Here is a 14,223-nt window from a genome sequence, read left to right on the forward strand (position 1 = left end):
TCAATCAGCTACTTGGGAAATCGAAATCAGTTTTGCTTTCATCATTATAGGCAGTGTCGAACCATCTCTCAGAAACGGTTTTCGATTTCGTGAAGAAACGGACCGTATCGGGACCGAACATTTGCCCTTCTCCAAATCTAGAGCGTTTCCATCCACCGAAGTTATGGTAGCCAACCGGAATCGGAATCGGCACATTCACTCCGACCATTCCCACTTCAATTTGATCGGTAAATGTTCGTGCTGCTTTACCACTGTCGGTAAAGATTGTCACGCCGTTTCCGTATTCATGTTCATTGATCAAATCGATAGCTTCTTCAAGCGTATCCACTCTCACTACAATTCGTGCAGGGCCGAACACTTCTTCTTTATAGACATGCATATCTGTCGTCACCTGATCGAGCAATGTCGGCGCCAAGTAATAGCCATCTTCATCCGCCACATTAGGGTTTCGTCCGTCCGCTACAAGAATGGCTCCTTCTTCTACCGCCAGATCAATGGAATTTACAACGCTCGCTTTTGCTTCTGCACTGATCAATGGGCCGAAGTCTGCTTCATTGTCATCGAACTTTCCGATTTTCAGCTCGTTTACTTTTTCTGCGAGCTTGGCAACAAATGCGTCAGCTGTTTTCTCTCCGACAGGAATGGCGGTAGAAATCGCCATACATCTTTGTGATGCGGCACCGTATGCTGCGCCGAGGAATGAATTCACCGCTGTATCAATATCTGCATCCGGCATGATGACCATATTATTCTTTCCACCACCAAATGCCTGGACACGTTTATGATGTTTCGTTCCTTTTTCATAAACTGCTTCTGCTACTCTCGTCGAACCGACAAAACTCACAGCCATCACGTCTTTGTTCGTAAGCAATGCATCCACAGCCTCCTTATCGCCATTGACCACATTCCAAACACCCGCTGGCAATCCTGCTTCTGACCATAGTTCCGCAAGAATCAATGCAGAATGAGGAACTTTTTCTGACGGTTTCAGAATCATTGCGTTCCCTACCGCTACTGCCATCGTACTCATCGCTACAGGTACCATGACCGGGAAGTTAAATGGTGAAATACATGTCACAACACCTAAAGGCTTATGCATAGAATAGGAGTTGATCTCCCCTCCCACATCCACGGAATGCTCACCTTTTAATAGATGTGGAGCGCTAAGCGCAAAATCCACCGACTCAATCCCACGTGTGATTTCACCTGTTGCATCGGAGAGCGTTTTTCCGTTCTCCTCCCCTATCGCATAGGCTAGTCTTTCTGTGTTTTCAAGAAGTAACGCACGGAATTTATGAAGGACTTCCATTCGTTTACCAACCGAAACCTTCGACCACTGAGTAAACCCTTCTTTTGCTAACTTCACCACTTCATTCACTTCTTCTGTGGAAGCGAGTGGAACTTGCGCAATCTTCTCTCCAGTAGACGGATTAAACACATCTCCAAATCGTCCGCTCTTCCCTTCTACTTCTTCTCCATTAATAAAATGAGTCAATGTCTGTACGACTGTTTTTTGCATAGGTCCATTCCTCCCAATTTATAGTAAATTTTCTTACACGTTTTGCTTTTGCTTATTCAACTTATCTTGGATCATCAAATACGAAGAAGACATATCATCATGCGCGTGACCCTTTTCTACTTCCGCTTCATAATACTCAATAAGTTGCGACGCAATCGGTAGCTCCCCGTCAAGAGAATCCGATACGTGTTTCGCAAGCTTCAAATCTTTTAATAGTAATGAAGTCGTGAATGCACCTTTCGTATACTCATCCTGCGAAATATACGTCTTGTAGTTACGTGTAAGAATGGTACTTGCGCCCGAGCTGACGTTGATGATGTCATAGACGATGTCCTGATCCACACCCGCAAGCCTCGCAAGTGAAAGCGCTTCCGCAACGGCTTGATTATGAATACCGGCCATCATATTATTGATGAGCTTCACAATCGTACCCACACCCGGATCATTCCCTACATGAAAGACGTTCGATCCAATAGCCTCTAGATAAGGCATTATCGATTCAAACGTATCTTTTTCACCACCGACCATAATTGATAACGTAGCGTTTTCCGCCCCACTGACACTACCGCTGACTGGAGCGCCTAGATATTCAAGACCTAGTTTCAGCGCCTCTTGCTCAATCTTTCTGTTCAGCTCAGGTGAAATCGTACTCAAATCCACTAATACCAATGGCTTGGTACTCTTATGAACAATTCCGTCCTCTCCTAAGTACACACTTTCCGCAATAGCAGGAGTAGGTAAACTAGTGAAAACCAGATCTACTTCTTCTAGCAGCGAAGTAGTCGTCATCCCTACATGCCCACCCAGTTCTGCAAATCGTTTTTCGGATTCCTTGTTTATATCCAATGCAAATATGGTGTAGCCATGTCCCAATAAATTCTTTGCCATCGGAAAACCCATATTCCCGAGACCGATAAACCCAATCTTTTTTCCGTTCGCCATACATACTCCCCCTTTTTTGATCGCTCATTAAATGAAAGCGTTGCCATTCATCGTAAAAAAATTAAAAACCTAACTAACGAACTACAAATCAATGAAAATAGGAACGTATTTATTTCACATACCGTAGTCACATACTATGGTCACTCAATAATAAATAATATTGTCTAAATAGTCAACCAATTTATTTAATTTAATAAAATATGCTATCATGGTACATAGTGAACAAGCATCGTAGGGGAGGAATCGAGTATGACAGAACTTACTTCTAGACAGATAAAAGCGCTAGAAACTAAACAAAACCTCCTTGAAAAAGGCTTGGAGCTTTTCCATGAGAAAGGTTTTGATAACGTAACCGTTGAGAGCATTGCGAAGGCGTGTAATGTGTCAAAGGGAGCATTCTATGTCCACTATAGTTCGAAATATGATATTTTCTTAGAGAAGTTTAAAGACATTGATGAATTCTATTTATCCTTTATCCCAAGCATCCCAACGGATCTAAGCGCTTCAGAAAAAATCCTTCTTTTTTACAAAGGGCAAATGACGTATTTACGGGACGTATTGGGAAAAGACTTTGTCCATACCATTTACACAAGCGCACTAGCCTTGACAATGAATGAGGATCACTATTTAACCAATCAAAATCGACAACTTTACCAAATCATTCATTCGTATGTAGAAGAAGGAATCAAGCGCAACGAATTTAAACAAGAGTTCTCGGCTGATTATATATCGATGCTCATCACACGTTGCATGCGTGGGACGATTTATGATTGGATTATTTTTAGGGAACGATTGGATCCTGTCGTAGAAATTCACCATATGACTTCTACTATTTTGGATGGATTGAAGTTTAAATAGTGTACTAATCCCTAACGGTCATTCGGCGTAGTTCTCTGTTGATATAAAACACCTTCTTCCTGTTCGAATGAAAGAAGGTGTTTTGCATACTGTAGTATTTTTCACGTAACGTGTACTAATCTGTATTCCTCCGACGTATAGATAGTCCGTAAGAGAAAAAGGGAGGAATCATTCATGAAACCAGCAATTCAAAACAGTAACGCAAGAGGGACTACAAAACAGACCACAATGAAAGCAGCGATCGTTAAAGAATTCCAGACAAAGTTGCAGATTGAAGACACACAAAAACCAACGCCTGGCGCGGGTCAGGCATTAGTTAAACTAGAGGCATGCGGTGTCTGTCATACAGACTTACACGCGATCAACGGTGACTGGCCTGTCAAACCGAAACTTCCTCTCATTCCAGGTCATGAAGGCGTAGGAATTGTTGAAGCTATTGGACCGAACGTCACGGCTGTCAAAGTCGGAGATCGTGTCGGTATACCTTGGCTCTACTCTGCATGCGGTGAATGTGATTATTGTCTACAAGGGAAAGAAACACTGTGCCACAGTCAAGAAAACGGTGGCTATTCAGTGGATGGTGGATATGCGGAATATTGCCTCGCAGCAGCGGATTATGTCGCGAAAATCCCAGAAAACCTCAGTTCTGTTGAAGCTGCACCTATCCTCTGCGCAGGTGTGACAACTTATAAAGCGTTGAAAGTATGTGGTGCAAAACCAGGAGACTGGGTCGCGATTTACGGCATCGGCGGATTGGGCCACGTAGCGCTACAGTATGCGAAAGCTATGGGATTCAATGTAGTGGCGGTAGATATTGCGGATGAAAAGTTAGAGCTTGCGAAGAAACTCGGCGCTGACATTACAGTAAACGGCAAAAAGGAAGATCCTGCCGAAGCTATCCAACAACAACTCGGTGGCGTACAGGCGGCTATTAGCGTAGCTGTAGCTCAAGTACCTTTCGAGCAAGCGTATCGTTCCGTCAAACGTGGAGGCACATTGGTCGCTGTCGGATTGCCGCACGAAGATTTACCGATCCCTATTTTCAACACCGTGTTAAACGGAATCACAGTAAAAGGTTCCATCGTGGGCACACGACTCGACATGAAAGAAGCGCTTGATTTTGCGGCGCGCGGAAAAGTGAAAGCACAGATTGAAACGGCTCCCCTTTCCGATGTAAATGCAATTCTTGAAAAGATGGAAAAAGGTCAAATCAATGGCCGTATTGTGTTGACGTTTGATTGAATGTAAGTAGAGTCGTCACCACATAATTGCATATCGAGAGCACCACAACGAGGCTTCCTATCGGTTTATCGATGGGAAGCCTCGTTTTTTGTAGTGGATGCGATTGGTAGAATCACATGTTCTGTAGACAAATACTCTTTTATTATCGAAAACCGTGTGCATTGCATTACATCGCCTTGCTGAACGCGACATATAGTACAGCAAGGAGGTGAAATATATGTCGAAATGTGCAAAACTAAGCAATGAATGGCTTTTCTTCTTCGGGATATTAGCCGGATATGCTTTGCTCGGCTTATTTTTAATCGTTCCGGGCCTATTGGCAACTCTTGCTGGAAGCTTATTGCTGTTTGCTCTTGCTGTGATTTTGGTGATCGTTATCGTGTTGTTCGCCTTGGCGATCATTTTGAAAGGCCTATCCCGGCTGTTTCATATTCGTAAACACAAATAAGAAGACAACCGTCACTTTAGTAGTGGCGGTTGCTTATACATATATTGAAATGAATGATGTAAGTGTTCTTTTGTCTTGTGCGTACATATTAGGAATAATCCTCTAGACTTCCTTTAAATTTTCCTATCCAGGTGAACCAATCGGCATGATGTAATCCACATTTCCTGTTTCTTTAATTGTGTGGGGACCTAGTATCGGTTTTCTAATTTTGCAGACTTTTCAGTGTTCGTGCTATAGTATTCTAGTACGAAAAAGTCAGAAAACTTTTTTGTGCACACAACGCATCACGATTCTTACTATCAGACAGGGGGATTCAATGAAAATCAAATCATGGGTAGCACTACTTTTTGCATTCTTTTTAAGTGTGTCAGTTGCTACAACAGGGTTAGCGGCACAACCGGCCGAAGGGTATGACCCGGAAGACGGCATCTATGTAAAAGCGGAAAGCGATTACTATTATAATGGACGCTACTCTAACGGGCGTGTCTTTCCCGAATACATGGCAAAGGCATTGACCGGAGATTATGACAACTTGACAAACTATGCAGTTGGCGGTGCTTTTTCAGGCGTTCTATTTGGAACAGAAGACAGCGAAGATGAACGTTCCAACTATTCCACTTTCCTAAAAGGCTGGAGCGCTGACCAACAAGTGAGGACGTTTCTCGCGGAACATAACGGGAAAATTGATCCAGACGCTCTGTATATCATCAGCGTAGGTGGAAATGATGGCTATGCAGTAGAAGATCTTGGCGTAGATCGCACCGCAGAACATGCCAGCGACTATTCCTTGAAAATGGTGCAAAATCTACTAGAAGGCGGTGCGAAATACATACTACTGCCGAACCGCTATGAAGATGACCGTAAAGGGTTGACCGATTTTGAAGACATAAGAAATCAGCAAACCGTCCAAAAGATCAATGACTACTTGGCACTGGATTCCACACCGGACGATGTCCATGTTCTATATGGACATAATCAGCAACTTAAAGAAAACATCGACGAACAAGGTTTCGAAAAATTCGGCTACAAAAGTATGGGGTTCTATTTAATTTCCGACTGGGTTCCAGCATATGGCTATGCAGTCGCTTCCGAAGATAACAGCGATGTTTTCCCGACTACGGAAAATGAGGAAATCTACGGCGGCTATGGTCTCTACTCTACCGATAGCAAATACTACACGCCCGAAACTGCAGGATTTGAGCCAAATGATTTTTACTTGTATGACGAATATCATGTAAGCAACAAAACGCACCGTCACATGGCAGCCTATCTACTAAATAAAGATATAGAAACCGAAGACGGCCAGTTCAAGAATATCTACAACGGAGAACCTAACCCATTTGCCGAAGCACTTGCAGATGGCACCATCCCGTCTAAGTATTCAACGATTTATACATTCGGCGACAGCAGTATCGATTCAGGTCGCGGTCTCAGTATAACGTCGGAACTTGTAAACAATCGCGATAAACAAACATCAACTTCAAGTGAAGAATCACAACATACACAACAGAAAAGCCCGTCAGCCTATACTGTAAAACAAGGCGACAATTTGTGGACAATCGTCAAAACCCACTATCCTAATATGCAGACGAACATAGAAATTTCACGGCAAGTTCAAGATGTGTACGAAGCAAACAAAGTTCAAATTGCACATCCCGATTTGATTTACCCGAACCAAACGTTCACTCTTCCGGCTGCCAACGACTAATTAATCTACCATGAGAGCGTAATGATATCGAGACTTGGTAGCAGTTATAAAACTAAAAAAGGTTTTCTGATTATATCCATGATCAGAAAACCTTTTAATTATATAGTGACCGGTATCTCTTCTAGATGACACTATAGACGAATCACGTTAGAAATCAAAAATCAGATAACTACGCGGTGACTTGTTACCTTCTTTGAAATGTTCCAGCTATGTACTATTTAAACAACAGTATGATAATAGCTACACTAACTTATCTCTCGCAAGCAATACCATCTTTATCTCGATCAAGATTTGTGTGTGTGTTATATATACTAGCCGCGACAGTAGGCTTCAGTTTAGTTTTACCGCCTTTATTTTTCACACTAGCATTCTTTGCAACACCGCCAGGATATACTTTATTCAACTCCGTGCAATTCTTAAACTTCGCTGCGGCCGCTTCGGTTGTTTGAACCGGTAGTAACACGATACTGCATGCTAATAGTGCGGGTAAAACTCTCTTCGTAAACTTAATCATAATCTCTTCTCCTCTTTATACCACTCTCATTGTTACATCTCGTACTGATACATAACCAGTGTCAGTTATACGCTTTCAATCAAGACGCTAGCCAAAGTATCATCACTATCATTAAGACCAACAACTAAATAGACACCATTTACCAAATCTTCATTCGGATTTTCCATCATTGTTCTTTTTTTTCTTATATTTTACAGTAAGAAGTACTTTTTGCTAGTCTATTTTAGCTACTGAACAGTTTATTACCATTTTTTCGAGTATTAACTAAATAAATAATAATATTCTATACTACTCTCTTGATACAGTATGAATATACTAGTTATCTGAGACTACATAATTATGTGAGGACCCGCCACCACCGTTACCATTCAATAATCCGTAATTAACAATTCCGTCTCAATCGGCTGCTTAATAATCCCTAATGCTGCCGCTTCACTATCGACAATCGGGAAAATTTTATCGCATTGGGAAATGGAGAATAATCTGCGGACAAATTTGTCGACGATAATAATGGCGATTTTTTTATTTTTTTGAGAAACTTTTTTGGCAAAGTTGACGATCATGCCAAATCCTGTACTGTCGATGTTTTGTACGTTGCTCATATCGAGGATGAAGTTCCGTCCTTCTGTAAACGGTGTCGTCTGTAACTGTTTTTTTAGCTCTTCTATCAAACCGTATTGCAAATGACCTGAAAACTCGAGAATCATATGCGTATCTTTTTCTGCTACTCGCAAAATTGCAGTTTTCTGTTCCATTCTATATACCTCCATTACATTTTAAATTTATTTACTTCTTCACGTAAATGATCGGCCACCTCTGCCAAACTGGTGGTATTGTCAGCAATTTCAGCTACTGTAGCATATTGTTCTTCAGATGAAGCGGCAATTTGCTCTGTTGCTGCGGCAGATTCCTCAATGATTGCGGAAATATGATGGATAGCATCTTGAACATTCTGTGAATTGGTATTTACCGCATCGAACGCATCTTTTATATGCAAGATGCTCGACTCCGTCACGCTAACTTTCTCCACGATATGCTTGAGCGCTTCTCCACCCTGATTAATAATGACCACTTGTTCTTCTACCGCTGTTAAATTACTTTCCATCGTTCGCACCGTCACCGATGTCTCCGCTTGAATGTCCGTAATCAGATCGGTAATTTGCTGGGCGGCTCCTGTTGATTGTTCAGCCAGTTTGCGAACTTCTGCTGCAACGACCGCAAATCCTTTTCCGTGCTCCCCTGCTCTAGCCGCTTCAATTGCAGCGTTTAGCGCGAGAAGGTTGGTCTGCTCCGAAATTGCCGTAATGACAGTAATAATACCGCCGATTTCTTCTGAACGCATACCCAACTTTTGAATCGAATCTGTCGCATAGCTAACCGTTTCGGTTACTGTGCCTAAATGGGCAATCGCTTTGCTAATTGCCTGCTCGCCTTCATGCGCAATAACTGTAGATTCCTGTGCATTCAATAAGCTTTGTTCGACGTTGTCTACATTTCCCGCTACTTCTAAAAGTGTATCTCGCATCATGCCCGCGATTCGTTCCGCTTGTTCAGATTGATTCGTCACACCTGACGCAATTTCATTCATTGTAGAAGCGATTTGACTAGCGGTCTCATTCGTCTGCTGAGATGATTCTGCTAATGCGACCGATGAATGAGCAATTTCATTGGCATTACGCGCAACGTTTTGCATCGTTTCTGTTAACTGCTCCTTCATATTCCGAAAAGACATGGATAGTTCAGCAATTTCGTCCGTTCCTTTCGCTTCGTATAGCTCGACGTTCAAATTTAAATGGGCCAATTCATCCGCATTATCACGCAACCGGTTGATTGGCTTAATCAGCATACGCTGGATGATAAAGCTCGCGATCAGAATAATAAGCAACGCAAGTCCAAGCGAAATAACGATGGTTTGTATAGCAGAAGACGTCGCGATTTTTATATAGGGCGCTGTAGGAACCGCTACCGCGATGATCCCAATGACTTCACCGTCTTTATCTAGGATCGGATCATAGGCTGCTTGAAATGGCTTCCCGAGAACATCTGCAGTACCAAGAAAACGTTCTTTTTTCCCAAGTACGACATCTCCCACTTCCTTCGCTACCTGTGTCCCTAAGCGTCGCTCCCCATTTTCTATAATATTTGTCGCAATACGTGTATCCCCTTGGAAAATGGACATCGTATTACCGTCCGTCAATTCTCCCAACTGATCAGGAATAGCATATGCCTCGTACATATCCATTTTGCCTTTATGCAATGAACCATTCGTAATAGACCAATCGCCTGGCACTGAAGCATCCAACAACTCCAAACTTAGCATCAAGTCAGATCGCAGCTTAGCCTCTGCCGCCTCCAATAGATTGTCTTTCGTCGCATTATAATTCAGACCACTTAAAATGCCTGAAAGCAGTAAAATTGCTAGTAAAATAACTGCGTTAACCTTTTTCCCAATGGACCACTTCATTTAACTTTCCCCCGCTGTCACTATTTTTTTCTCCACACCGACTAAAAACTGCGCATCGGACACTTGTTCAAACCACAGCTGATCCACCATATGCTGAATGAACAAAAAACCGCGGCCACGCTCACAAAAACTATCACCGTCCGCACTCCTATCGAGCACTACCGGCCACTGTTCTTCCGGAATTCCTTTCGCAAAATCAGACACTGTAATCCGCAATTGCTCGTCTTCATTTCGCATATGTACTTCAATTGACTCTGACCGTCCCTCTTTCTCCATTGCCTCCACTGCATTAATGACCATCTCGTGCATCACAAAACAAATTTCTCTGGCACATGGAATCGAATACAGCTCCGAATAACTCTCCATTAATTGGTCAATCAACAGGACCGATTGCTGGCTTGGTGTAATAGCGAACTTGAATTCCATAATTGCTTCCCTCACTTATAATGAAGTAGTGATCGATACTACTGTAATATCATCTTCCAATGGCAAATGTGACAATCCGTACTCTTCGGTGAACTTCCGCAACATGACGCGACTAGTTTGTGAACTATACGAATGAAAAAAGCTCCAGTCAATTTTTTGATTAGGATACAACGTAACTAACCCGTCCGTATATAAAATAATACGGTGCCAACCCGTTAAACGGATACTTTTCGCTTGTACTTGAATCGATGGAAACAGACCGAGAATAGGAGAATTCGCATGCAACATCACAGTCTCCCCATACTTCCCGAACATGACCCCTTCAGGATGTGAAGCGTTTACATACTGCAATGTACCGTTTTTCTTATCAATTACCGCGTAGATGGCGGTCACTAAAAATGAATCCAACCCGTCAGTGGAAAACAACTCATAGATTTTCCGGTTTACTTCCTTCATCACACTAACGGGATCGATCAACTTCGCGATGATTTCCTTCAATAATGAACGAATCGACATCGTAACAAGCGATGCCGCCACCCCGTGCCCCATCACATCAAACAGCATGACCGCTGTCAAATCATGATCGAGCTGGAACCAGCAATACATATCGCCGCCAAGGGACTGGGAAGTAAAATAAATCCCATTCACTTCAATATGAGGTAGCGATAATTCAGGAGTCAATGCGCTTTTCTGAACATTCCTCGCTATAGCTAAATCTAACGCAAGCTGAAACTCATGCTCTTTCCGCTTTTTTGTTTCCTCGTAATATTTAAGCGCAATGCGAATCCGCGTCTTGAGCTGAAAAAAGTCAAATGGCTTCAGGATAAAATCAAATATCCCAACCTCCAATAAACGCTCAAAGATAATCGGCTTCTCATAAGACGTCGACAACAAAATTGGCACATCCCGCCATACACACAGCGCTTCAATTTCCCGGCAATGCGCTTCACAATTATCTACATCTAAATTCGCATCATATATAATGAGCATAATCTCTTCTTGTAAAAATAAATGTTCGTATTGAATAGCTGTATACGCACTTTGAAATACATGAATCGTATGCAAGTCTAGTTGTTGTAAGTTTTTTTGGATTTTAAGGACATCATTACCTGCGTCACCGATAATTAAAATCGTCATGTTTCAGTAGCTCCTCAAAACTAGTAATTTACTGGTTCAAATTAATTATACTTTATGACCATGCGGAAAGATACAGAACTTTTATAAAAAAAGCCTTCCAAATCATTTTTATGATCGGAAAGCTTCACTCTTTTGACCTATTTCATTGGATAATTCATTCCACTGGCTGTAGTAATGTGACATAATTGTGTGGGGACCTGGCACCTGTTTTACATCTATTAATGCTTTCCCATCTCTCCCGAAATCTTCTCGGCGACTTCAACTACTTTTTCGATAAACAAATCTTCTTGCTCAACTGTCACCTGGCTTTCAATCGCCTCTACACTTACAGCAGCGAGTACGCGTCCTTCGAAGTCAAATATAGGGGCGGCGACAGCAACAGTACCTGCTGTTTTCTCTCCTCGGCTGATTGAAAATCCCTTTCTTTTAATCTCTCTTAATTGTTTTTTAAGTTCCTCCTGCACTTCCATCCTTCCGACCAGCTGACAAAGTATCTTTTCTGATTCTATTTGAGATAGATTTGCAAGCATCACCTTATTAGCCGCTCCAAGGTGCATGGGAATTCGCTCTCCTATACCGTCTATGATTCGAATACTGCGCGGGCTATCAATGCGGTCAATAATAATTGAGACTATGTCGTTCGGAACGTTCAAATAAACTGTCTCACGCACCTCTACGGCTAATTTCTCCAAAATCGGTCGTGCAACAGCACGGACGTCAAGCTTCTCATATTTTTGCAAACCGATTTCTACCCATTTATAACCTAGTTCATATTGTTTCGTCTCTGAGTTGAGGGAAACGAGTGCGTGCGACTCCAACGATTGTAAAAGCCGATATACTGTGCTGATTGGTAAACTGGTAGACTCGGCCAACTCTGCTGGCAACCATTTTGTCTTCTTTGTATCTGACAGTACATTTATAATAGCCATTGCCCGATCAATCGATTGAATCATAGTCATTACTCCTCCTACCTTTCCAATATTGTACCAAATATCCCCCATTTCGTCCGCAGTAAGTTCATAGTTATCTAAAAGGCGTAAATGATGTTGACATTTACCATCATTAAGGGCTAAAATAAAAGTATTATTCCGAATTGTAGAATTAATTCCACTATGCGGAATTAAATAAAATATATAATAGTAGAGTGACTTTTTTATTATAAATTCTTAAACCTACTTAATTGAAATGATAAAGGGAGGAATAAATTATGTATGAACAGCTAAAAAATATGAAGACACAAGAACAAATTGAGTTGATCACTCAATATCTTGTCGGATTAAACAGCATTAACGGTACTCTAGGAGAAGTACGTATTGTCCAAGAGATTTACAGAATTCTTTCCACATTCCCATACTTTCAGGAACACCCGGAAAATCTCTGGTTGCAGAAAATTCAACACGATCCGATTGGACGTCAGAATGTCTTTGCATTTGTTGAAGGTGCACATAATTCTTCCCAGACCGTGTTATATCATTCCCACATTGACACAGTTGCGGTTGAAGACTTCGGACCTTTAAAAGAGTATGCATTTTCACCAAATGATTTGGAAACTTTCTTCTGCAACTATGACAGCGACCCAGAACTACAAGTTGAAGCACGCTCCGGTGATTGGATGTTCGGCCGCGGATCAGTTGATATGAAAAGCGGAGCTGCTGTACATATCTCAAATATTCTTTATTTTTCAGAACATCTTGAAGAGCTGGAAGGTAATGTGCTTTTGCTTTGTAATGGAGACGAAGAAAGCGAACATCGCGGAATGGTCGGAGCTCTTAGCGAGCTTAACCGCATACAACTTGAACTCGGAATTCATTTCATTACTGCTATCAATACTGATTTCATCACACCACTATATGATAATGATACGAAACGCTATATATATACAGGCGCTGCCGGAAAAATTTTACCGTGCTTCCACATCTATGGCCGTGAAGTACACGTTGGAGACACGCTTTCGGGCATTGACCCGAACTTTATTTCAGCTAAAATTACTGAACGCATTCACAACCGCTACAAGCTTGCCGAAAACATTCCTGGCGAGATGGTCTTGCCACCGACTGTATTAAAACAGCGTGATATGAAAGAACTTTATACTGTTCAAACAGCTATTTCGAGCCACCTGTACTTTAATTGCTTCGTATATGAAGATTCTGTCGGCATGATATTGGAGAAATTTATGCGTGAAGCGAAGGAAGCTTGTCTCGAGGCAGAATCTTATCTGAAAGCGCAGTTTGAAGAATATATTCAAGTAACCGGCCTTCCGACTCGTGATTTATCGTGGAAAATTGATGTCACTTCTTATGAGGACTACCTAGCTTACCTGACAAGCCAGGACATTGATGTTCGTGCAATCATTGACGGTATTCTTGCAGAAAAGCAAATGGGTGACTTACGCGACCTTTGTTTTGAGATTGTCAGCGCACTTCAAGCAGCTGATCCCGAAAAGAAAGCCAGAGTCATTTTATTCTTCGCTCCCCCGTTTCTTCCACATAACTATTTGAGAGCGGAAGACAATCACGATACGCATATTCAGTCTATAATCTCCGGTGTACTTCAAGAAGTCGGTGACGCGACTAGTGAGATCTTTGAATTAAAAAAGTTCTTTCCATATCTTGCAGATGGTAGCTTCTTATCTCTGCATGAAAAAAAGGATGAGCTTAAACCACTCACAAATAATCTTCCGGAATGGGGCAGTGTATATGAAATTCCTTTCGACACAATTAAGAATCTAAACATCCCTTCTATCAATATGGGTGTATATGGAAAGGATGGGCATAAGTGGACAGAGCGCGTATATAAGCCTTATTCATTTAGTATATTGCCTGATTTGATTAGAAAAACCACATTAAGAATGCTCGAGCAACAAACAAGTATGCATATTCCAAAAATCGGTTGAACGAGTAAATCTTATAACAACTCACTTTTAAAATTTCTTTGTACAATGTATGAATAGAAGCGTCCTGCAAGT

At 41.8% G+C, this 14,223-nt stretch carries 13 protein-coding genes; 5 read left to right on the forward strand and 8 right to left on the reverse strand.

The window, feature by feature from the left end; translation table 11 throughout:
• Positions 1 to 4: 4 nt before the first annotated feature.
• Both CSV75_RS08440 and CSV75_RS08445 read right to left on the reverse strand, forming a co-directional pair.
• Entirely contained in the window at positions 5 to 1,519 is a 1,515-nt protein-coding gene (locus CSV75_RS08440; RefSeq protein WP_099675489.1) for a CoA-acylating methylmalonate-semialdehyde dehydrogenase, read from the reverse strand.
• A 33-nt stretch (positions 1,520 to 1,552) separates the two neighbouring features.
• A complete protein-coding gene (locus tag CSV75_RS08445; RefSeq protein ID WP_099675490.1) occupies positions 1,553 to 2,461 on the reverse strand; it encodes an NAD(P)-dependent oxidoreductase in 909 nt (302 codons plus the stop codon).
• A gap of 249 nt (positions 2,462 to 2,710) precedes the next feature.
• Here CSV75_RS08445 and CSV75_RS08450 point away from each other — a divergent pair, with 249 nt between their 5' ends.
• From CSV75_RS08450 to CSV75_RS08465, 4 genes are all read left to right on the forward strand, one after another.
• Positions 2,711 to 3,319, forward strand: a complete 609-nt coding sequence (locus CSV75_RS08450) for a TetR/AcrR family transcriptional regulator (RefSeq protein WP_099675491.1) — start codon at positions 2,711 to 2,713, stop codon at positions 3,317 to 3,319.
• A 228-nt stretch (positions 3,320 to 3,547) separates the two neighbouring features.
• Positions 3,548 to 4,561, forward strand: a complete 1,014-nt coding sequence (gene adhP, locus CSV75_RS08455; protein WP_099675670.1) for an alcohol dehydrogenase AdhP — start codon at positions 3,548 to 3,550, stop codon at positions 4,559 to 4,561.
• A gap of 217 nt (positions 4,562 to 4,778) precedes the next feature.
• Positions 4,779 to 5,009: a hypothetical protein gene (locus CSV75_RS08460; RefSeq protein ID WP_099675492.1), complete on the forward strand. Its 231-nt coding sequence runs from the start codon at positions 4,779 to 4,781 to the stop codon at positions 5,007 to 5,009.
• Positions 5,010 to 5,325: 316 nt separating this feature from the next.
• Positions 5,326 to 6,717: a LysM peptidoglycan-binding domain-containing protein gene (locus tag CSV75_RS08465; RefSeq protein ID WP_099675493.1), complete on the forward strand. Its 1,392-nt coding sequence runs from the start codon at positions 5,326 to 5,328 to the stop codon at positions 6,715 to 6,717.
• Positions 6,718 to 6,967: 250 nt separating this feature from the next.
• Here the strand turns inward: CSV75_RS08465 and CSV75_RS08470 are convergent, their stop codons facing one another.
• The 6 genes from CSV75_RS08470 to CSV75_RS08495 all read right to left on the reverse strand — a co-directional run bounded on the left by CSV75_RS08470 (position 6,968) and on the right by CSV75_RS08495 (position 12,211).
• Positions 6,968 to 7,231, reverse strand: coding sequence for an excalibur calcium-binding domain-containing protein (locus CSV75_RS08470; protein ID WP_099672673.1), 264 nt, complete (start codon positions 7,229 to 7,231; stop codon positions 6,968 to 6,970).
• A gap of 368 nt (positions 7,232 to 7,599) precedes the next feature.
• Positions 7,600 to 7,986, reverse strand: coding sequence for an STAS domain-containing protein (locus CSV75_RS08475; protein ID WP_099675494.1), 387 nt, complete (start codon positions 7,984 to 7,986; stop codon positions 7,600 to 7,602).
• A 14-nt stretch (positions 7,987 to 8,000) separates the two neighbouring features.
• Complete coding sequence (locus CSV75_RS08480) at positions 8,001 to 9,695, reverse strand: methyl-accepting chemotaxis protein (protein WP_099675495.1); 1,695 nt, start codon at positions 9,693 to 9,695, stop codon at positions 8,001 to 8,003.
• A complete protein-coding gene (locus tag CSV75_RS08485) occupies positions 9,696 to 10,121 on the reverse strand; it encodes an ATP-binding protein (RefSeq protein WP_099675496.1) in 426 nt (141 codons plus the stop codon). It lies immediately after the preceding gene.
• 15 nt (positions 10,122 to 10,136) lie between these two features.
• The gene (locus CSV75_RS08490) at positions 10,137 to 11,258 is read right to left on the reverse strand and encodes a PP2C family protein-serine/threonine phosphatase (protein ID WP_099675497.1); all 1,122 of its coding nucleotides are present in this window, start codon (positions 11,256 to 11,258) and stop codon (positions 10,137 to 10,139) included.
• 218 nt (positions 11,259 to 11,476) lie between these two features.
• Positions 11,477 to 12,211 carry an IclR family transcriptional regulator gene (locus CSV75_RS08495; protein WP_158231635.1) on the reverse strand — a complete coding sequence of 245 codons (735 nt, stop codon included), beginning with the start codon at positions 12,209 to 12,211 and terminating at the stop codon, positions 11,477 to 11,479.
• 254 nt (positions 12,212 to 12,465) lie between these two features.
• Between CSV75_RS08495 and CSV75_RS08500 the strand changes: the two genes are divergently transcribed.
• Positions 12,466 to 14,151 carry a M20/M25/M40 family metallo-hydrolase gene (locus CSV75_RS08500; protein ID WP_099675499.1) on the forward strand — a complete coding sequence of 562 codons (1,686 nt, stop codon included), beginning with the start codon at positions 12,466 to 12,468 and terminating at the stop codon, positions 14,149 to 14,151.
• Positions 14,152 to 14,223 lie beyond the last annotated feature (72 nt).

Source organism: Sporosarcina sp. P18a, assembly GCF_002743135.1.
Lineage (GTDB): Bacteria > Bacillota > Bacilli > Bacillales_A > Planococcaceae > Sporosarcina.